Origin of the sequence: Endozoicomonas sp., assembly GCF_051008435.1 — a bacterium.
GTDB lineage: Bacteria > Pseudomonadota > Gammaproteobacteria > Pseudomonadales > Endozoicomonadaceae > Endozoicomonas_A.
On the sequence record NZ_JBPCXO010000487.1, the window covers coordinates 23647 to 44633 of the forward strand.

General features: G+C 48.6%; 20 protein-coding genes. 6 read left to right on the top strand and 14 right to left on the bottom strand.

The window, feature by feature from the left end:
* Nucleotides 1–11 precede the first annotated feature (11 nt).
* The 6 genes from ACR2PX_RS24045 to ACR2PX_RS24070 form a co-directional block, all read right to left on the bottom strand.
* A complete protein-coding gene (locus ACR2PX_RS24045; RefSeq protein WP_434001886.1) occupies nt 12–713 on the bottom strand; it encodes a restriction endonuclease subunit S in 702 nt (233 codons plus the stop codon).
* Complete coding sequence (locus tag ACR2PX_RS24050) at nt 658–1179, bottom strand: restriction endonuclease subunit S (protein WP_434001887.1); 522 nt, start codon at nt 1177–1179, stop codon at nt 658–660. The genes ACR2PX_RS24045 and ACR2PX_RS24050 overlap by 56 nt, the downstream gene beginning before the upstream one ends.
* On the bottom strand, nt 1176–2723 hold the full coding sequence (locus ACR2PX_RS24055; protein WP_434001888.1) for a type I restriction-modification system subunit M: 1548 nt from the start codon (nt 2721–2723) through the stop codon (nt 1176–1178). The genes ACR2PX_RS24050 and ACR2PX_RS24055 overlap by 4 nt, the downstream gene beginning before the upstream one ends.
* Nucleotides 2724–2882: 159 nt before the next feature.
* Complete coding sequence (locus ACR2PX_RS24060; RefSeq protein ID WP_434001889.1) at nt 2883–3377, bottom strand: SRPBCC family protein; 495 nt, start codon at nt 3375–3377, stop codon at nt 2883–2885.
* A 3-nt stretch (nt 3378–3380) separates the two neighbouring features.
* Nucleotides 3381–4157, bottom strand: a complete 777-nt coding sequence (locus ACR2PX_RS24065; protein WP_434001890.1) for an SDR family oxidoreductase — start codon at nt 4155–4157, stop codon at nt 3381–3383.
* 755 nt (nt 4158–4912) lie between these two features.
* The gene (locus tag ACR2PX_RS24070) at nt 4913–5668 is read right to left on the bottom strand and encodes an NUDIX domain-containing protein (RefSeq protein WP_434001891.1); all 756 of its coding nucleotides are present in this window, start codon (nt 5666–5668) and stop codon (nt 4913–4915) included.
* A 257-nt stretch (nt 5669–5925) separates the two neighbouring features.
* Here ACR2PX_RS24070 and ACR2PX_RS24075 point away from each other — a divergent pair, with 257 nt between their 5' ends.
* The 5 genes from ACR2PX_RS24075 to ACR2PX_RS24095 all read left to right on the top strand — a co-directional run bounded on the left by ACR2PX_RS24075 (nt 5926) and on the right by ACR2PX_RS24095 (nt 10527).
* Entirely contained in the window at nt 5926–6750 is an 825-nt protein-coding gene (locus tag ACR2PX_RS24075; RefSeq protein WP_434001892.1) for an alpha/beta fold hydrolase, read from the top strand.
* Between the two features lie 21 nt (nt 6751–6771).
* Nucleotides 6772–7563: a fumarylacetoacetate hydrolase family protein gene (locus tag ACR2PX_RS24080; RefSeq protein ID WP_434001893.1), complete on the top strand. Its 792-nt coding sequence runs from the start codon at nt 6772–6774 to the stop codon at nt 7561–7563.
* A 69-nt stretch (nt 7564–7632) separates the two neighbouring features.
* On the top strand, nt 7633–8562 hold the full coding sequence (locus ACR2PX_RS24085) for an acetaldehyde dehydrogenase (acetylating) (protein WP_434001894.1): 930 nt from the start codon (nt 7633–7635) through the stop codon (nt 8560–8562).
* A gap of 2 nt (nt 8563–8564) precedes the next feature.
* The gene (dmpG, locus tag ACR2PX_RS24090) at nt 8565–9614 is read left to right on the top strand and encodes a 4-hydroxy-2-oxovalerate aldolase (protein WP_434001895.1); all 1050 of its coding nucleotides are present in this window, start codon (nt 8565–8567) and stop codon (nt 9612–9614) included.
* A gap of 82 nt (nt 9615–9696) precedes the next feature.
* Nucleotides 9697–10527, top strand: coding sequence for an SDR family NAD(P)-dependent oxidoreductase (locus ACR2PX_RS24095; RefSeq protein ID WP_434001896.1), 831 nt, complete (start codon nt 9697–9699; stop codon nt 10525–10527).
* 40 nt (nt 10528–10567) lie between these two features.
* On the opposite strand, the gene ACR2PX_RS24100 is transcribed toward ACR2PX_RS24095, so the two are convergent.
* From ACR2PX_RS24100 to ACR2PX_RS24125, 6 genes are all read right to left on the bottom strand, one after another.
* Nucleotides 10568–11560: a hypothetical protein gene (locus tag ACR2PX_RS24100; RefSeq protein WP_434001897.1), complete on the bottom strand. Its 993-nt coding sequence runs from the start codon at nt 11558–11560 to the stop codon at nt 10568–10570.
* 135 nt (nt 11561–11695) lie between these two features.
* Nucleotides 11696–11905: a YgdI/YgdR family lipoprotein gene (locus ACR2PX_RS24105; RefSeq protein ID WP_434001898.1), complete on the bottom strand. Its 210-nt coding sequence runs from the start codon at nt 11903–11905 to the stop codon at nt 11696–11698.
* A gap of 171 nt (nt 11906–12076) precedes the next feature.
* Nucleotides 12077–13735: an arylsulfatase B gene (locus ACR2PX_RS24110; protein WP_434001899.1), complete on the bottom strand. Its 1659-nt coding sequence runs from the start codon at nt 13733–13735 to the stop codon at nt 12077–12079.
* A gap of 514 nt (nt 13736–14249) precedes the next feature.
* The gene (locus ACR2PX_RS24115) at nt 14250–15857 is read right to left on the bottom strand and encodes a GMC family oxidoreductase (RefSeq protein WP_434001900.1); all 1608 of its coding nucleotides are present in this window, start codon (nt 15855–15857) and stop codon (nt 14250–14252) included.
* Nucleotides 15858–16119: 262 nt separating this feature from the next.
* Complete coding sequence (locus ACR2PX_RS24120; protein WP_434001901.1) at nt 16120–17187, bottom strand: Rieske 2Fe-2S domain-containing protein; 1068 nt, start codon at nt 17185–17187, stop codon at nt 16120–16122.
* Between the two features lie 331 nt (nt 17188–17518).
* On the bottom strand, nt 17519–17659 hold the full coding sequence (locus ACR2PX_RS24125; RefSeq protein ID WP_434001902.1) for a hypothetical protein: 141 nt from the start codon (nt 17657–17659) through the stop codon (nt 17519–17521).
* Nucleotides 17660–17782: 123 nt separating this feature from the next.
* On the opposite strand from ACR2PX_RS24125, the gene ACR2PX_RS24130 reads away from it, so the two are divergent.
* Nucleotides 17783–18739, top strand: a complete 957-nt coding sequence (locus ACR2PX_RS24130) for a WD40 repeat domain-containing protein (RefSeq protein WP_434001903.1) — start codon at nt 17783–17785, stop codon at nt 18737–18739.
* A gap of 164 nt (nt 18740–18903) precedes the next feature.
* Here the strand turns inward: ACR2PX_RS24130 and ACR2PX_RS24135 are convergent, their stop codons facing one another.
* Together ACR2PX_RS24135 and ACR2PX_RS24140 are read right to left on the bottom strand one after the other, a co-directional pair.
* The gene (locus tag ACR2PX_RS24135) at nt 18904–20034 is read right to left on the bottom strand and encodes a helix-turn-helix transcriptional regulator (protein ID WP_434001904.1); all 1131 of its coding nucleotides are present in this window, start codon (nt 20032–20034) and stop codon (nt 18904–18906) included.
* 443 nt (nt 20035–20477) lie between these two features.
* Complete coding sequence (locus ACR2PX_RS24140; protein WP_434001905.1) at nt 20478–20894, bottom strand: GNAT family N-acetyltransferase; 417 nt, start codon at nt 20892–20894, stop codon at nt 20478–20480.
* Nucleotides 20895–20987 lie beyond the last annotated feature (93 nt).

A 20987-nucleotide genomic window follows, 5' to 3' on the forward strand; every position in this document is an offset into this window, starting at 1 on the left:
CTCATGGCTGTTTATGCACTTTCCGTGATCGAGTCCGGCAGGGTCAGTTCGCCTTTGAAGGCTTTTTGGGTAAGGGCGTGGAAGAGTATGGAATATTCTTTCTGAGAAGACATTAGATAGTTTTTCTGCTCGTTTATTATAAATATCTGACTAAGGCAGTTTTCCTGAACTTTAAGAGGCGGTACTAAAATTCCAGTATTTTTAACATTATTGGCACTGATTGTGTTGAGGCCAGATGTCGTCTTGCTAGATTTAAATAGTTGTCTCCTGCCACCTTCACTATTAAGATATAGGCTGGCAAATTCAGGCAATATTTTTGTTCGGTCAAAACGCACTCTTATTAAATGGTTTTGATGTACGCAGTTTTCTACGGAAGCATCCCAAACAGCACACCTTCCGATTTCATTTTTATTTCCATGACCCTCAACAATCAAAACATCACCAGATTCTAAACATACTCTCTCTTTCTCTGCTTGTGAAACTTTGATAGTTTTCACTTCAGATAAATCAAGCCTTTCACGATACACATTCGCAACTCTTAGATAAGGCACTTCTATCGGCAGTGTCACTCTTCTATGGGAAACCTGAAGGCCACCTTGAACTATTCCAAGTTGGCACACAGTATATCGCTCCCATCCTTTCGGGTTAATGACTGGATCACCTAGGGACTCCAGAAACACCGACTGAGCCAGCTGGTTCAGCTCGGTTTCCATCTGCTGCGCCTGCCTGCGAAGCTGGTCGGCCTGATCCAGCACTTGGGCTATGTGGCGTTGGATGGGGAGGGGGGGGGAGGGGGATTAGTTCGTTGTGAACCAAGTTTCTATTGAGTGTTGGTACACCTGCGCCTTGCAGGAAGCGTTCAAGCTTAAATGAACTCAGCATATACATGACCCATCGAGGGTCGTTACCGTGAAAGTTCTGAACGTATAAGGCCGTGTTCAATGGCCAGTAGTCATCTTCAATAAAATGAACTTTTCCTATTGTCCCACTGCGGCCAGTTACAACACCAGGCCCCTTTACCTTGTATTGATTATGTGAGCCGTGTTCTCCATTTGCAGCAAAGACTGGGTACGCACCGGGGGTTCTATCACTAACTGGAAGATCGTACCCACGCTTTAACGTAGCAATTTCTTTAAGAGGCTTTAATGGCCAATTTTTAGAGTTGACAAAGAAGCTCACACCAACCCCTCCAACTCACCCACACCCTCAGTCATTGCTTTCTGCAGCGCCTTAATCCGCCCAATAATCACCTCAGGCTTGTCGTAGGTCACTGCCTCATAAACGACTTCTTTATACCGATTAATGGAGAGATCGTAGCCCTGATCCACAATGCTTTGCTTGTCTACCATAAAACTCTGATCGGTTCGGGCCCGCTGGGTTTCCCCTTTCAGATCATTAAACCGTTTGAGAATATCGGGAATATTGTTTTGCTCGTGAATGGGGGCAGCATCGTCTTTGGCAAGCGGAGTGCGCTTGTCGTCTAACGAATAGCCATCGGCCTGCATATCGTAAAACCAGACCTTGTCGGTACCGCCGCTGTTGGTTTTGGTAAATATCAAAATGGCGGTGCTGACGCCTGCATAAGGTTTGAACACACCGGAAGGCATGGAAATAACGGCTTGCAGTTTCTGGTTTTCCACCAGAGACTCGCGGATTTTGGTATGGGCTTTGGTGGAGCCAAAGAGTACGCCGTCGGGCACAATGACCGCTGCCCGGCCACCGGCTTTCAGCATTCGCAGAATCAGGGCAATAAACAGCAGTTCGGACTTTTCGGTGGGCTGTTTCTTTTTCTTATTGCCTTCTTCGTCTTCTTTCGACGATGTGGCTTTCTTTTTAGCGGTCTTTCCCAAGGCTTTCAACAGGTCTGGAGAGATGGCATCGTAGTTCACCGAACCTTTAAAGGGCGGGTTGGCGAGAATCAGGCTAAAGGCTTCTTCTATATTGTTGTCGCCCTCGTCAGAGAGGCTGTCCCGGTAGGCTACAGTGGGGTTTTCGATGCCGTGAAGCATCATGTTCATGGCACCGATACGCAGCATGTGCTGGTCGAAGTCAAAGCCGGTAAACAGGCCACTGCCAAAGTGTTGTTTATGTGCCTTGTTCATGAGCTCGGTGCGGAAGGCTTCGCTGACGTACTCTTCAGCGCCCATTAAAAAGCCGCAGGTGCCGCAGGCCGGATCACAAATGGTGTCGTCTACCTTGGGGCGCATCAGCTCCACCATCATGCGGATAATATGGCGAGGTGTACGGAACTGACCATTCACACCGGAGGTGGCCAGCTTGGAGAGCAGGTATTCGTACAGGTCACCTTTGGTGTCCTTGTCCTTCATATTGATGCCGTCCACCATCTGCACCACCTGATCCAGAATGTCAGCGCGGGGAATCATAAAGATGGCGTCTTTCATATGTTGAGCAAAGGAGCCGTGCTCACCGCCCAGCGTTTTGATTTTGGGGAATGCGTGGTCCCTGATCAGGGCAAACATCACATCAGGGTCAAGGTTTTTGAAGGTGTTCCAGCGCAGGTTCTGCTCGTCATCGCTGAAAATGTTTTTGACCGGGCGGCCCAGTTGTGCCTGACGGTCCAGTGACAGCTGATTGTCGTCCAGTCGTTTGATAAACAACAGGTAGGATATCTGCTCAATGACTGATATCGGGTTGGTGACACCTCCTGTCCAGAAAGTGTCCCAAACCGTGTCTATCTGGTTGCGTATTTTGGAGTTCAGCATGAAGGCTCATCAAGGTAACGGGAAATCGACTCCATCCTACCATGGAAAAAACACGCATTATATTGCTTTGCAGCACTGCTCCGGGTGGGCAAATACTGATTATTTACTCAGACGACCTGTATTCAGGCTTCCTGTATTTAGCCTGTATTTAGCCTGTATTTAGAGAGGAGAGTGACTGGTCATGGTTGGGTTTACGGGCTGACCGGTCTCGTAAAAAGACTTCAGGTTCCCCGCAATCTTTTTCACCATCCCTTTGACAATGATTCTGAACAGCAGTCGGTCGATCACTTTTCCGAACAGTCCTCCACCCAGTTCATAGGTCATGGTGGTGGTCATTTCAGTTTGATCCCCAACCGCTTTTATCTTGTAACGAAAATTCGCTTCCTTGAAAGGTGGCGCTACTTTGTCACCTTTATGCAGCCGCATGATAAAGCCCTGCTGCTCCTGCCAGTGAATGATGGTTTCATCGAGATATTGGCCGTTCTTCTGATAAACCCTTCGGCTGGCCCCAACCCCTTCCGAGGGACCCTCATGCAGTTCACAGTGGGTCAGATTCGGGACGTAATTAGGCGACGAAGTGAAATTTTTTAGCTTTTCCCAGGATTGCTCCAATGGCAGGTTGATCATAACCTGGCTGCTAATCTCTGAACTCATTCCTTAACCCTCGGCGTTTGAAGCATCAAGAAAGGCGGGTCTCTCACCACCGCCATGAACCGTGACATCGGCACCACTGACGTAAGAGGAGAGAGAAGAAGCCAGGTAGAGGCAGGTATCGCCGATATCAGACGGGGTTGCTAGCCGTTGCAGAGGAACTGTTTTAGCGACGCTGGCAATACCTGCATCGTCTCCATAATGCATGTGAGACTGTTCTGTCAGAATCATACCGGCAATGACCGCATTGACCCGGACTTTTGGTGCCCATTCCACTGCCAGTGAGGTGGTGAGATTCAATAAGCCGGCTTTAGCTGCACCATAAGCTGCTGTTCCGGGTGAAGGACGTTTGGCACTGACACTGCAGATATTGATGATGGCACCACCCTCTTCCTGCTTTTGCATCACTGCATTGGCAATCTGGCACAGATTCAGGGGGGCAATCAGGTTCAATCTTAAAATGGATTCTGAAAAGCGAGGAGAAACGGTAGCTGCATCGGCGTTTGGTGCTCCACCGGCATTATTAACGAGAATATCCAGACGACCAAAGCGCTCTACGGTTGCATCAACCAGCTGTTTAGCCTGTTCAATGTCTCGAACATCACAGGAAAAAAACACGGCTTTTTTGCCGTCATGCTCCGGCATATCTTCGGGCTCATTGCGACCACAAATGACGACATTGGCACCCTGTTCGAGAAAACGTTCGGTTATGCCTTTTCCTGCGCCTTTGCCACCCCCGGTTACCAGCACCACTTTGCCTGTGAAATCCAATGGGTTTTGCATGTTGGCCTCTTGTTATTTTCTCTGAACCCCATTTTATTCTGCTTGGACAATAAAATGAGTTTCTTAGTTTATGGCATGAATGGGGCGATGTTACCCACTGCCCGGAACTCTGTATTAGTTCATGTGGACGATTTAGGGAATGTGGCTGTGATAGACCCCCCCCCCCTGAAGAGGATTTTCACTGGGGTGATTTAAATTGATTGAGTCTGTTGTTCAATGTTGATGAGTGAAAAGTAATTTTAATACACATTCAAACAAGGTTGACTATATTCCCCTTAACTTGCGCGTCATAACTCATTTGAATTTCCTGTCCTAGCCAACATCAGGTAGTTGTATGTCTATGTTTAAGAGACTGGCTGTCTTGGCAATGTTTGCCATTCCTGCCGGGGGTTATGCTGCCCCGATTTTTTTTCAAAAGATGCAGACCGTGTTGAGTCTTTGAATGCTTTTGTCCGGGAGCACGAGCAATCAGAGAACGTCCTGAGTGATAAAACCTTTTTGCCTGAAAAGGTGATTATTTTTGGAGACAGCCTTTCAGAAATAGGGAATACGCAATTGTTGCTGAAGACTCTGGCCGGTAAGGAAACACCCGGAGTTATCTTCAAGCCCCTGAATCAAAATGCTAAATTTCAAAAGCTATTGAGTTACCTGAACATTTCTCTTTCATCGGTAGAAAATCTGGAAGATAAGATCGCAAGATTTTTTATTCGTATAATAGATTTGATACTGTTGTTCTGGGTTTTTTGTCATAAGAATCAGTCTTTGGATTTTGAAAAGAAAATCTCCTGCTTTTTATGAATCCCTCTGTTGCCTTCCAGTTGGGTCAGCTCAAGGCCCTTTTCATTAGACAGTTTTTCTACCATCTGACGGTTGAAAAGGCTGTTATTGGTGTCTTCAAGGTAATCTGATATCAAAACCCACTTTGCATCGACTATTTCATCCTGGTCCTGAATATTGATGGAATACGTAGCAGGAAGCATTCTACAAATCAGGTACATATTCGATTTACCAAACCGGTAGGGGTGCTTGACGGTCATTCCTACCAGGCCTGCGAAGTGGGATTCTATGCCTGTTTCTTCAAAAACTTCTCTCTGGATGGCCGATTCTATAGGCTCTCCCAGCTCTATATGGCCTCCGGGAAGTTTGTAGCTGTCCATGCCATGTTCCTTCACAACCAGTACTTCGCCAGAGTGATTGGTGATCAGGGCACCTGCGCCGAGGGTGTGCGTAGGGATGAATGGGACAAATGCATCGGGGGCATTTTTATAGATCAGCGTCAGTTCTGTCTCCAGGCAGTTATGAAATTTAAATCCTTCTCTTATGCAGGGTTCGATCAGATGTGACTGATGTATAGGCAGGGTCAACCAGATCAAATTCTTCTTCGTGCGCTGAGCAAGGTTGATGATCTCGATCAATGAGGCATGAAATGAGGCATGAAAAGTCTTACTGCAATCAACGATCGAGTCACTCTCGATGGTAATACCATTAAATTTGTCTAGTACGAACTCCATTTGAGGGACTCTCACAGCTTTATTATGAGGTGGAATCTCTATAAAAGCGCTGCCCAAGTCAATGGTTCCTGATGATCTTCTTTTTAAGATCCGGTAAGTCATCAATCAGGTTAGCTACCTGAGCCGACGTCTCTTAGTCCACACAGACGATGAATGCTATGGCTGGCATTGAAAAAATCTCTTGCTAAGAAAAACCGTGCAGTGAGTCCGTTTCATCTCTATTCGCTGGCAGGTTTCAATCATCAGGAGATCAGGTCATGAGCAGGATTCCAGAAGCTGCCTTTCTAGAGGTAGAGGATGGGTTAACCCTTCATTATCAGGAAGCAGGTGTCGGCCCTGCCGTTCTGTTCATTCATGGCAGTGGGCCAGGAGCCAGCGGCTTTAGTAACTTCAAGGGCAATTATCCGGTGTTTGCCGAGGCCGGGTATCGAGCCATTGTGCCTGACTTGCCTGGTTATGGCCTGAGTGACAAGCCTGAAACCGAATATACGCTGGATTTCTTTGTTGACGCCATGATGGGGCTGATCGACAAGCTCGGAATCGAAAAAGTAACGCTGGTGGGTAACTCTCTGGGTGGGGCCATTGCCATCAAGATGGCTTTGGACAAGCCTGAGCTGGTGGAAAAACTGATCCTGATGGCACCGGGTGGTCTGATGGAGAAAGAGCGCTACTACCTGGAGATGGAAGGCATTCAGAAAATGGGTGCTGCCTTTGCTGCCGGTGAATTAAACGAGCCGGTTGGCATGAAACGGCTGCTGGGTCTGCAACTGTTCAATCCTGATCAGATCAGCGATGACATTGTTCATGAGCGTGTAGCCATTGTTCTAAATCAGCCCAAATGCGTTCTGTCCACTATGCAGGTACCTGTTCTGACAGAGCGCCTGAAAGAGTTGCAGGGTCCGATTCTGGGATTCTGGGGAATGAACGACAAGTTCTGTCCATCCCACGGTGCTCAGACCATGATGGAACATTGCAGCAATATCCGCTTTAACCTGCTGAGTGAATGTGGTCACTGGGTCATGGTGGAACATAAAGAATTGTTTAACCGTGAATGCCTCGACTTTATCAAGTCTGGTCACTGATCGTCTAACGAGGCCGCAAGAATGAATAACGAACAAAGAGCCCAATACGGGGATGAGCTTTACGAAGCTCTGAAATCCGGTAAGACCATTGACCCTTTCACTGACCGTGAAGCACAGATCAGCATAGAAGATGCATATCATATCTCGCTGCACATGGTGGAACGCCGGGTAGCCAATGGTGATAAAATTGTCGGTAAAAAAATTGGTGTAACGTCCAAAGCCGTTCAGGAAATGCTGAATGTGCATCAGCCTGACTTTGGCTTCATCACCCGTGAAATGTGGTTCGACAATGCTGAAACCATTTCTATTTCAAACAACAAGCTGATTCAGCCCCGGGCAGAAGGCGAAATTGCTTTCAGACTGAAGAAAGATCTGGTGGGTCCGGGTGTGACTGAACAGGATGTTCTGGATGCTACCGAAAGTGTCATGCCTTGTTTTGAAATTGTTGATTCCCGTATTCATAACTGGCAGATCAAAATTCAGGACACCGTCGCAGATAACGCTTCCTGCGGCGTTTTTGTTTTGGGCGAAAACGAAGTTGACCCTCGTACGATTGATCTGCCTAAAGCTCAGATGAAAGTCTTTAAAAATGGTGAGCTGATCAGTGAAGGCGTTGGCGCTGCGGTGCAGGGCAACCCTTTGACGGCAGTGGCCTGGCTGGCAAACACCCTCGGTGAGTTTGGTATTCCTTTCAAGGCGGGTGAGATCATTCTTTCCGGGTCTCTGGTTCCCCTTGAACCAGTGGGGCCGGGCGATGTCATGACGCTTGAAATTGAAGGCATGGGCACGGCAGCTGTTACATTTGGTGCCTGAAGAATAGCCCGGGTCTTGGCCAGTCCACAGACTCCTGTAAGAAGAATAAAGGCAAAGGATTAGAGCAATATGAGTAAAAAGCTGAACGCGGTCATTATAGGCCCCGGTAACATCGGTACTGATCTGCTGATGAAAATGAAACGTTCCGAGTGGATTGAACCTGTCTGGATGGTGGGTATTGATCCTGATTCAGAAGGTTTGAAACGTGCTCGTGAAATGGGTATCAAAACCACTGCCGAAGGCGTCGATGGCGTCCTTCCTCATGTTGAAGAAGACGACATCCGTATCGCTTTTGATGCGACATCGGCCTACGTTCATGCTGAAAACAGCCGCAAGCTGAATGAGCTTGGCGTCATCATGATTGACCTGACTCCAGCTGCTATTGGCCCTTTTTGTGTGCCGCCAGTGAACCTGAAAGAACACACCACTGACCTGAAAATGAACGTTAACATGGTGACCTGTGGTGGTCAGGCAACCATTCCTATGGTGGCTGCTGTATCACGGGTTCAGGCGGTTGAGTACGGTGAGATTGTTGCCACAGTATCTTCTCGCTCTGTAGGTCCTGGTACACGTCAGAATATTGATGAATTTACCAGCACGACATCGGGTGCGGTAGAGAAAGTGGGTGGTGCTAAAAAAGGTAAGGCAATCATCATTATCAATCCTGCTGAGCCACCGTTGATCATGCGTGACACGATTCACTGTCTGACCGAAGGTGAGCCTGATCAGGAAGCCATTACCCAGTCGGTTCACGATATGGTGGCAGACGTACAGAAATACGTTCCTGGTTATAAATTGGTGAATGGCCCTATCTTTGACGGCCGTAAAGTGTCCGTATTCATGGAGGTAGAGGGTCTGGGTGACTTCCTGCCTAAGTATGCAGGTAACCTGGACATCATGACGGCTGCGGGCCTGAGAACAGCCGAGATGTTTGCAGAAGAAGCGGCTGCCGGAAATATCACCCTGCCAGAGCGTGGACTTGTTGAGAGGAGAGTTTGATAATGGATTTGAAAGGTAAAAAAACAGCCTTGAGCGGGAAAACAGTCAAGCTCCATGACATGAGTCTGCGCGACGGCATGCATGCTAAACAGCACCAGATCTCACTGGACGAAATGGTTAGCATTGCCACCGCTCTGGATGATGCGGGTATGCCTATGATTGAAGTCACCCACGGTGACGGTCTGGGTGGAGCTTCCTTGAACTACGGTTTTCCGGCTCATACCGATGAAGAGTACCTGAACGCTGTTATTCCCAAGATGAAGAATGCCAAAATCTCAGCATTGCAACTGCCTGGGATTGGTACGCTGGATCATCTGCGTATGGCAAAAGATGTGGGTGTGTCGTGTATTCGTGTTGCCACTCACTGTACCGAAGCGGACGTTTCTGAGCAGCATATTGGTATGTCTGCCAAGATGGAAATGGATACCGTGGGTTTCCTTATGATGGCTCATATGGTCAGCCCGGAAAAAATTCTGGAGCAGGCAAAACTGATGGAGCGTTACGGCGCTAACTGCATCTATATGACAGACTCTGCAGGCTACATGTTGCCTCTGGAAGTCACCGAAAAGATTGGCCTGTTACGCTCTGAACTGAATGCCAATACAGAAATTGGTTTCCACGGCCACCATAACCTGGCAATGGGTATTGCAAACTCACTGTCTGCCATCGAAGCAGGTGCTGATCGTATTGACGGATCGGTTGCTGGTCTGGGTGCGGGTGCGGGTAATACACCACTGGAAGTTCTGGTCGCAGTACTGGATCGTATGGGCGTGGAAAGTGGTGTTGATCTCTATAAGATTATGGATGTCGCTGAAGACCGTGTTGTTCCGATTATGGATCAGCCTATTCGTCTGGATCGCGATGCTCTCACGTTGGGTTATGCGGGCGTGTACTCTTCATTCCTGTTGTTTGCCAAGCGTGCAGAAGCCAAATACGGTATTCAGGCTCGTGACATTCTGGTGGAACTGGGTCGTCGTGGTACGGTAGGTGGTCAGGAAGATATGATTGAAGATCTGGCACTGACCATGGCGAAAGAGAAAGGATTGATTTAATTCAAGTACTGGTTGTAAGTCCGGGGATATTGTTCTTCGGGCTTTATCTGGCTCCGAACAATAAGAATAAGAGTGGTACCTAATGAAGGACTTCAAAGATAAAGTAGCTGTAATTACCGGCGGTGGCGGTGGTATTGGCAGAGCCATGGCGATGCAGCTGGCCAGTGAAGGCTGTAATCTAGCGCTGGCTGATATCAGTGAAGAAGGTCTTCAAGAGTCGGTAAAGCTGCTCGAGTCGTATAATGTCAAAGTCAGTCATCACGTGGTTGATGTCACCAGTCGTGAAAGAATGGAAGCCTTTCCTGCAGAGGTGTTAGCGATTCATGGCAAGGTGAATATTCTTGCCAATAATGCCGGCATTACCCTGCAGAAAACCTTTGAAGGCCATTCCATTGAAGATTGGGAGTTTGCCCTGGGGATTAACCTGTGGGGCGTTATCTATGGCAGTAAGGTTTTCCTGCCTGCTTTGAAAGAATCGGCTAAAGCCGGCCGTGGCAATGCTCATATCATTAACATGTCCAGTCTTGCCGCCTTTATGGGAATGCCTAACACGGCTTCGTACAGTGCGACCAAAGCGGCTGTGAGAACGATCAGTGAAACCATGTGGGCGGAACTGCATGGGGATAATGTCGGTGTGACCAGTGTTCATCCGGGGGCGATTAAAACCAATATTATGAGGGCACACCTGGAGAGTTCGACCAATCTCAAGGTGGCTACCGAAACGGCCAATAAGGTAGAGAAATTTGCCATGCCACCGGAAAAGTGTGTGGCAAAAATCCTGAACGCGGTTAAAAAAGACAAACAGCGGGTAGTGATTGGGGTAGACGCTAAAATCGTCGAGATCCTGAAGCGTTTCCTGCCTTCTGCAATTCACAAGCCCTTTGCCAAACAGTTTGCCAAGGAAAAGGGGTAACCTTTGAAAAGGTTAGAGATCCCCTGTCTTTCAGGCGTCTTTATTGAACGGTAGGTCCGTTGGGTGGGGAAAGGTTGATCAGCTTGTAGTGGTGATCTGGAGCATGCTTTTCCCACCAGTCCTTTCTGCATTGAAAATAAGCGTTACTGAACGAGACGGTTGGTTTGCGAGCATACGCTATGTATTTTTGCGTGCTGTCGCTGGGAATGTTGGCTACAAAGACGCCTCCATCTTTGGTGGTTTTACTATTTATACAGGTGGGGTTGGTATGAAAAAAGTAAAGCGTGCCGTAATAGCATAAGTGAAAGGTGTCCGGACCGCCTGGAAGGCGTGAGGTGTTGTTTTTAACTGGCCAGTAATTGATCAGTAATTCAGCGCCTTCCTCACCCTGCTCTTCATCAAAAAGGGTTTTACCTTTGGCTGCTACGGTAACGATCATCTGGCAGTGATCTTTCTTGATCGTAGGTTTTAATTCAGGAAATAGTCTGGTCCAGGTGATCAATTCTGTTTTGGAATGGGAGATGGCCTGGTAGGTAAAATAATTCTTACTGTCGCTGCCATCGGAAGGTTGAACCACAATAGTTGCAGATTGTGAAGGGGGGTAGTCGGCATGTTTGAACATCAGAGTCAGGGGCTTGCCTACCTGGTATTCGAAGGAAAACTCCCCATTTTCATCGGTAGTCGCCATTTTCTTCCCTGTTTCCAGAACGATCACCTCCACCCCAGACAGTTTCCCGTAATCCCCATGAGCCTGAGCAAATCCGGTGACTTTGGCATTGAGTATCAAGGGCAACTGGGTTGCCAGACATACCGATGAAAAGAGGGCAGACATCAGATACAAGGCAAATAGCTTTTTCATGGAAACCCTTATGCTGGCAGATAGCCAGATCATTTTTTTGGAATGACCTGACAGTTGGAAAAGGATTCCACCATCAGGGTAATCAACAGGACCTGCTAGAAAAAGTAGTCTCTCCGGAGCAATATGCAGAATGGGGTTTACGAAAATATCAGTAGAGCGGCTGAAAAAGGCCATGATAAATCGTGGAGTTTAAAGAGAGAAGTATATCCACTGGAATGTGGGATGGGTCTAAATAAGGTGAGAGCAATGACTTTGAGCTGGGTATCAGTGAGTTGAATCCAGTTGCAGGTAAACTGCTCTCCCTTCGAATTACTTCTCGTTTATTTCCAGAACTTCTGTGCCATTGACTCGGGCATCAGAGCCTTCCTGAGTTTCATATTCATAAAAACCATCGTCATTCATTTCAGGCGTATCCTGGGTTTGGATATTCCGTCCATCTTTCATGGTAATGACGTGAGGGGAGGCACAGCCTGTGAGAAGGACTGCAGCAGTGATCACGGGCAGGTACAAGGATTTCATTTGAGACTCCTGTAGCTTGAATTTTTAAACCCTGACTCTAACTCATGTTTATATTCTTTTAACAGCTAAAAGTTTTATTCTTTTTTCTTCTACATAAAAGAAACCGCCCCATTACAACACAAAATGGAGGCGGTCTTTTTCAAGTCAGATCAGTGATTGACTGAGTATTGATCACTCATATTTCAGAACACCAACACCGGCTTTCTTGTATTTCAGGTCCTGGAAGAACAAGGCACCAGCATTGTCTACTTCATTCAGGAAGCCGTAGATGTTATCGATACTTCCACTCTCGACAACAGCGTCTTCCTGCAGGTTGGAACTACGCAGTTTCAGTTCAACAGCCCAGTCTGCAGGTGCTCTCCAGCCCGCCTGAGGTACCGTTTTAGAGATACCGCCCGCCCAAGGACGACGCTTGCGCCATTCGGTCAGCTCTTCCTGCATCTCTGCCTGCAGCTGAGGACGGGTGCCCCACAGGTTGGCAGCCTCGGATGGGTCATCAATGATGTTGTACAGTTCGTTGGTGATTTCCTGCTCTTCGAAAGTGGTACGTACAGTCTGTACCATCTTCATGCCGTCTGGACGAATGACGGCGAAGTGGTGCTTGTCACCTACTACGTCGTTTGATCCGTAGATCAGTGATTCTTCACGTGGCTTGGTCTTGCCTTTCTTGATCTCTTTCCACAGGTCTTCACCAGCGAATTCTTTGGTGTTCAGCGGCTCAACGCCTGTTGCAGTTGCAAAGGTCGGGAAGATATCCATAGCAGACATGAACTGGTTGTTAACACCAGGCTTCAGCTTCTTGGGGTAGTTGATGATCGCTGGAACGCGGATACCACCGTCATAACCAAGACCTTTCTTGCCTTTCAGTGGGAAGTTGCTGGCACCGCCGCTTCCAATCATGCCGCCGTTGTCACTGAAGAACATGATAATGGTGTCTTCTTTTTCACCCTGAGCTTCCAGTTCTTCAACGATTTCACCAATAGCGGTGTCCATGGCGGTAACCATTGCAGCGTAAGTGGCTCGGTTATCGTCTTCCCATGGTGTACCGTTTTCGTCAGTCTCAGTGATCAGCTCTTCAGGTGCCTGCAGAGGTGAGTGAGGCGCCTTGAATGGAACGTACAGGAAGAATGGGTTTTTCTTGTTGTTGTTCTTGTTGGTTCTTTCATGCGTCAGCCACTCAACCGCTTCGTGACTCAAAACGAACGGACCGTAGTTTGGCAGATCCGGGTTGAACTCAGGTCTGTCTTCGAAGTATTCATGAGCCGTTACACCATTCCGCTGCAGGTCTGGAGCGCGCTGAACGGTATGCTTGAAGTAGTCACCGTTGGTGTTCAGGTGGCCGAAGAAATAGTCAAAACCTCGGGCGTTTGGAGCCTGGCGGTCGTAGGTATGACCCAGGTGCCACTTACCGATCATCGCAGTGTCATAACCAGCCTCCTGGAAAGACTCTGGCATGAAGTGCTCGGACAGAGGAACGGATGTTTGTTCCCATGGGTAAATGGTTGAGTACTGGATACCCATGTCAATGGTGTTACGGCCAGTGAACATTTCTGCACGGGTCGGAGTACATTTAGGGCTGGTGTAGAAGCGTGTCAGCTCAACACCTTCCTCAGCCAGCTTGTCCAGGTTTGGAGTGCTGATGACAGTCGGTGCGTTTTCCGCTTGTTGGAACTTCTTGGCATGGAAGCCCAGGTCATAAGAGCCGAGATCATCAGCTACGATCACGACAACGTTGGGTTGTTTGGCCTGCGCTTCTTCAGAAACTACAGCCATGGAGGCCGACAATGCTGAGAGCATCATCACTGGAGCTATGGCTTTCTTAATGTTCATGATTATTCTTTTTGTTTGCTTGAAATGTTTTTATTCTGTGTCTCGGTAGTAACCTCGACGGAAACTATAGTAAGGCAGGTGATTTAACTTATGGAGTGCGCAAAAACACTTAAAATGACGTGGAAGTGTCGTATATTAATTTTAAGTCAACTGTGTTAATCTATCGTTTGATGTGGCTGTATTAAGTGTTTTTGTGAAGGGAGTGGGTGAAAATATTCATCATGAGTAGAAGGGTTACATAATGTGAAATCGTCGTGTAATTATGCAGGAATCCCGGGGGCGGTTGATATTGTGGAATTTACTCTAAGTGAGGGTAATAAGGGGAGGCAGGCAAAGCCTTTTATACCCATCGTCTTTCAAGTTGCTACGTTGTTGTCAGCGTTCGATCACCCCAGTCACCTACTGTTTGTAGGCTCCCGGGGCTTCACGAACTTGCCGCCTAGTAGCAACTTGAAATCCAATGGGTATATATAGGAAGCTATAAAAATGACTTTGCCTGCTTTAGTCTGAAATGTCAGCTAGCCAGTACCCACTCGGCACCACGCTCTGCAATCATGATGGTTGCTGCGTTGGTATTGGCAGAAGGGATGAGAGGCATAACCGAGGCATCGATTACCCTGAGTTTCTCTATTCCGTGTACCTTCAGGCGGGAGTCGACTACCGCTTCAGAGTCATGACCCATCTTACAGGTACCTACGGGATGGTAGGCTGTTTTTGCTTCCCGCATGATGTAGTCGAGAATCTCGTCATCACTGACAATGGCTTTTCCAGGGAAAGTCTCTTTGTCCAGATGTTGGGTTAGTGGCGACTGGGAGTAAATCTTTCTTTGCCACTTCACACACTCAATGGATTTTTTGCGATCATGATCGGTGGACAGGTAATTGGCCAGAATAGCAGGAGCTTCTTTCGGGTCACTGCTTCTGATATGGCTATAACCTCTACTTTCGGGTCGCATGACATTGGCTGTAGAAGTGATGGACGGTATTTTTGCAGGTAATAAACGTCCAGTGTCTGTTACATCACCGCCAGCCGGAGCAAAGTGCAGTTGTAGATCAGGACGGGATTCACCGATATTGCTTTTTATAAAGCCCAGAATGGGTGCTACGCCATTGGCCAGGAAGCCGCGTCGTTTCACCAGATATTTAACGGTTTCCATAATCAGGCGGTGGGGCTTCAGGGCGTCATTAGCGCTGCCAACGCCTTTGAGTTGGTGAACCACTTGCATCTGGATATGATCTTGCAGGTTTTCACCGACACCCTTCAATTCGTGCTTCTGTTTAACACCGGCTTTCTCAAGAATGTCTTTTCGTCCCACTCCGGAAAGCTCCAGAATCTTTGGACTGTTGTTAGCACCTGCAGCCAGTAAGGTTTCTCTGGTTGCCTTGACGGTGTGTCGTTGACCCTTGTGTAGGAAGGTCACGCCAGAAGCTGCGCCGTTTTCAATGTCAATTTTCTCGACCAGAGCGTCTGTGATCACCGTCAGGTTATTGCGCTCTTTTAATTCATTTTTTACAAATGCTCTGTAAGTGCTTGCCCTGCGGCCATTATTAATGGTGTTCTGAGTGAAGGTGATCCCTTCCTGAGTGTTCGTATTGTAATCGTCGTTAAAGGGCAAGCCGGCCTGGTTGGCGGCCTGAACATAAAGGTTGGTCAGAGGGTGGCGGTCTCTGTAGTCCGAATCGGAAACAGCCATTTCGCCCTGATTGCCATGATACTCATTGCCACCGCGCTCAAACTGTTCACTTTTCTTGAAGTAGGGGAGTACTTCTTTACCCGACCAGCTTTCATTCCCCAGGGCGTTCCAGTCGTCAAAATCTTCAAGTTGACCACGGACGTATACCATGCCATTGATAGAGCTGCTGCCACCAACAACACGACCTCTGGGCCAGTCTATGATCCGGTTGTTCATGAAAGGTTCTGGCTCGGTCTTGTAGCCCCAGTTAACACTCGGGGTAGCAATCAGCTGACTGAAACCCATGGGTAAATGAATCAGGGGGTTGCGGTCACCGCCGCCAGCTTCCAGCATTAGTACCTGGTATTTTCCACAGGCGGAGAGCCGGTTAGCCAGAACGCATCCGGCGGAGCCAGCACCGATGATGATGTAGTCAACGGCATCAATCATGGAGGATCCCTTTTATAGTTTGTGAGCCATCAGCAGCTCTTTATTGGGGGATTTTTCAGTAAGAAGTGAATGAAGATAGACGTTTTAATGATTATAAGTCAATCGCCTTGCATTCAAACAGTTTCTAAAAAGGGATGCCTTGCATCCCTTTGTTTTCGATTTATCTGAGTAATCTCTATTGAGTAATCTCTATTGAGTAATCTCTATGAAAATTATGTCATTACTGTGAGTGGTGACAGAGTTCTCATAGTGGCTCAGAGTTTCAGGCTGGTTCTGCTTCCAGCTTTTCCTCATGTTTTTCGTCTATGTACTCAAAGTACTGACGCTCTTTTACTTCTTCTTTGACATCCGCAGCGTCAACGTAGAACTGATCGTACCATTTTCTTAACTGATACACAGGTCCGTCACCATCACAGAGGATAGGATTATCAACGCGAACCTTGGTATCCCAGATCGCTACGTCTTCAAAGAAGGCTTCCTGGGCTAATTGAATGTAACCCTGGGCAATTTCACGATTCTGCTCTGCTGTCAGACCCGGAACCTTCTGAACCAGTACACCGTAGCGCAGCTGGAAACTATCGCGATCAATAGGTACATGGCAGTTCAGCAAAATAGAGTGAATGGGCATACCGTCCATCTCGCCCGTCATTTCGGTAATCTGATAAGCCGGTCCGTAATAAGTCGCTACCGTCTTCAGCTGACTTTCACCTGAGAGTCTTGGGCTGTTTCCGATCATGGTTTGTTCGGCTACATGGGCTTCAAACCGGTTTGAGAAGAAGGTGTTGGGTGATTCGTGTACCGGACCAAAGTGTGCCTTGTCAGCAATGTTGTCGATCAGCTCACGACAGTTGGTGTTGATCGTAAGATCGGCGACTTCCCAGTCAGCCCAGTCATCACTGAAACTCGCTTCTACTCTGGGTATCGCTTGTTCTTCAATAGGCGGGTTGCCTTCAGGGTCGTTCCAGATAAAGAGCAGGTTATTCTGTTCGCTGATGGGCCAGGACTTGATCTGGGCTTTGCGGGGGATGCGTTTGGCATAGGGAATTTCGTCACACTTGCCATCGGAGTCCCAACGCCAATCGTGGAAAGGGCAGCGAATGGAGTTACCCTCTATGCACCCTTTACTCAGGTCCGCACCCATGTGAGGGCAATAGCCGTCCAGGATGTGGATTTCCTTGTCTTCACCTTGATAGGCTACGAGTTTGGTGCCAAAGATGTCCAGAGTATGAGCCTTTCCGTCTTTGTAGTCTTCAGCCAGGCCAAGGCAGTGCCAGCCTCTGGCGTAGCGATCTTCTATTTCTTTGGCTTCAATTCTATGCAGCTGGCTCATCGTTATTATTCTCCCGCTGGGCTGTATAGCCTGATTGGAATTTTTAGAATGCTTTTCTGGCATTGTAGATTTAGGGTGGGGTAGGGCATCGTCTGACTGGACGATTAACAAGTTCAGAGGCATCAGGTACAGGCAGCCCATCAAGACTTCAACGGCTGATGGTGTTGTGGCAGAAAATTCACGGAGCACATTTTGTCCAAATCACTGTCTGTTACTGGATGCCAAATGAGATTGCCCTGAAGGGTCACAGGTATATTGTTGGTGTTTTCCATACTGTTGGCTGTTCTGATCTATAGTGTTGTTTCCTTGGTTTAAAACGGTTCAAAGCGAATCAAAAGGCGTCATCATGACAGTTAAAGCGAGTCCATCTATTGCGATGCTGACGGGTTCCATTCTGGTCGGCTGTCTGTCGGTTCAGGGTTGGGCGGCTACCTCTGAAACACCCACAGGCATGCCCTTTGAATTGATCCATAGCATCTCCATAAACCCCAATCGCTTGGGAACCGAAAACCCCACACCCACACACACGACGATGCCCACGCATTGTGAACCCCATTGGGTTCTTAGTGTTGCCTGGAATCGTAAAAATGCCCGGATGGCCGTCGGGATAGGTTCGGGGACAGGGTTTCCTGACTGCCCATACTCAGGCGCTGTGCAAATCTTTGATATAACCCGGGAAGAGCCCGAACTTCTGCAGACCCTGCCCGATGCGACAGATTGGGTGCGAAGCGTCGCCTTCAGCCCCGATGGCAACTGGCTGGCGACCGGAGGGGTTGACAAAAAGGTCAGGATATACAACGGGATGGCTCCGGTCTCGCCCCCCCTGGAGACCCTGACCGATGCGGAAGGTTTGGTGTACAGCGTCGCCTACAGCCCCGATGGCAACTGGCTGGCGGCTGGGAGTGGTGACACAAAGGTCAGGATATACAACGGGACGGCACCGGCCTCGCCCCCCCTGCACATGCTGCCTGAGGCGATAAGTAGGGTGCGGAGCGTCGCCTTCAGCCCCGACGGCGACTGGCTGGCGGCTGGGGAGGTTGACAAAAAAGTCAGGATATACAGCAGAACGGCTCCGGTCTCGCCCCCCCTGGAGACCCTGACCGATGCGGAAGGTTTGGTGTACAGCGTCGCCTTCAGCCCCGACAGCAACTGGCTGGCGACCGGGGGATTTGACAGAGAGGTCAGGATATACAGCGGGACGGCACCGGCCTCGCCCCCCCTGCAGACTCTGCCCGAGGCGACAGATAGGGTGTACAGCGTCGCCTTCAGCCCCGATGGCAACTGGCTGGCGGCTGGGGGGGGTGACACTGACGTCAGGATATACAGCGGGACGGCACCGGCCTCGCGCCCCCTGCAGACCCTGCCCGAGGCGACAGATTGTGTGCAGAGCGTCGCCTTCAGCCCCGACGGCGACTGGCTGGCGACCGGAGGATTTGACGGAACAGTCAGGATTTATGGGGTAAGTACAACAGGTATCCCGGACAGTACCTCTACGACTCCCCTGTCAGCGGCTACCCTGTTGATGATCATGGGTATGGCGTGGTTGTGGTAGCCTCAACGGAACCAGACCCGAGCACACCACGGCAAGCCACCTGAGCGACTTTCCATTTTCGGGATTGCTCAGGAACTGGATCTGAACAAGGATGATGTTCAGAAGATGACTCAGCAACTCAGGGAAGCCGTAGACAAAAAATGCCCCTCTGTTTCTTCTGAAAGTTAGCCCAGAGTTGCCACACTTTTGAGAATCAGTCTCACCAGCATGGTCTGGCGAGTAACGCCGGTCTTGGAGAAAATCGAGCGCAGGTGAGCACGGGCGGTATTACGGCTGATGCACAGTTGCTCTGATGTTTCATCCAGGGTCAGACCGTTGGCCAGCAGCATGGCCAGTTGAGCTTCAGCAGGAGTCAGATCAAACAGTGCTTTGACGATTTCCTGCGGTGCCTGTGACTGTCGGTCAGGATCGCTGACAAAAATCACGACGGATGGGCAGTGCTTGCCTTCCGCCCACTGGTTGGTGGGGACGGAGCGAACCACAATACCCAGATCACTCTTGCCGGAAGGTCGCTGAATTCTCAGGGCTTCTACAACCGATGGCGTGTTATTTTGTTGGGCAGAAAGCGCCTGTTTGATCAGTTCCCGGAGTTTACGGGTGTCACGGCTGGTTCCCACTTGCAGTGAGTGCCCAGTGAGCTTCAGTCCGTCATTTTCCTGGATAAGATCCTGGGCCACATGGTTGGTCTGAAGCACTTTACCTTCTTCATCCAGAATAATAGTGCCGACCGCAAGCTGGTCGACCGCACCGGCATAAAGATCTCGTTCCGTTTCAACCCGATTAATCTGGTGGTTGATATCAATAGCGTGCATCAAGTGAGGGACAAAAAGGCTGACCACCTCTTTATCTTTCTGCGTGAATGGGTCGCTTTCGGAACTTCGGCTAATTCGCAGGCTGTATTTGGCTCCGTCACGGGTATTGATGTCCGTGCCCAGAATGTGATGGACATTCATGGGGGCCAGAAACTGCTGAACATAGTCCGAGTTTTTGCGCTCACTTTCCGGAATGAATTCATCCAGTGTCACAACACTGCTGCTGGGCAGGTCGACAAAAGGATCCATCGCAAAAAAGTGTTTGTTGTATGAGGCGACCACTTCATCACCGGTATGTCCGGTACTGAGAATCAGTCCATCTGATTCGTTGGAAGGTGGTCGTATGATGAAGGTCACAAAATTGGCATCCATTTTTTCCTGCAGACTGTGCAGAAAGGATTTCCAGGGGACCTTTTGCTGAAGCCCTTCGTATAATGCGCCTGTAAGATGGCTGAACTCTTCTACACTGATAATCTCGCTCATGGCTCTGTTCTTTTTCTTCTTACCCAGGACTGCTTTCTTTTTTAATCATGGCCCAGGAGCCTGTCGGACTTAAGACAATTTCGGCCTAAATTCCAGAAAGAACGGCTCAATTATTCGATGAATTCGATTAAATAGGTCAACTATTCTCACGAATCCATCGAATAATTCGACTCGTTCTACTGAAATTTATGCCCGAAAGCATAAGTCCGACAGGCTCCTAGAGTGGCTCATGGCTACTACTATGCGGGCAAACAGTCGCTCAGAGTTTGTTGGTAAACATCAGATGCAATGGTACTGATGGGATTATCCCTGTTGTTATCTCGGTAACCCGTAAACTCCTTTCGGTCACCACGTTTATGGCAGCAGGATACTTCGTTAAAGACCTGTCAAGCAAGCGCTTTATCGTCTTTTTGGACGATGTTGTGTGTTGCTTTGGGCCTGTGTTAAGCTGGTTGACTTTCTAAAATCCAGTTCAAATGCTTTTCTTCATCCAGTTGAAAATAGCGAGTTCCAGTCACTTTCATCCCCTGTCTTTTATAGAAATTTAATGCTTTTTGATTACCTTCGTAACAGCTAAGCCATATGCCTTGAGGTGACTGCTTTATGGCTTCGTCCAGCAGAGTTTTTCCCACACCTTTTCCGTGAAATTCAGGCAGTAAGTAAAGCGTGATCAGTTCACTTTTTTTGCCTTTTTCGGGTCGATCCAAAACCGCATAGCCACAAATGTGTTCGCCTGACTCCACCACCAGAACCTGTTCGGTTCGGATTCTTTTTTGCAGGTTCGCATCGGAAAACTCTTCTGTCAGAAAGTCCAGAAAGCTATCTCGATGTATAGGAATTTCAAAGCACAGGTAGAACACCTTTCGTCGTATAGTTTTGCCGGATTTTCCTGAGAAGCAGTCAGGCTGTTTTCCCTGATTCTAAAAAACATCAGTTTTACATGTAATGCACCT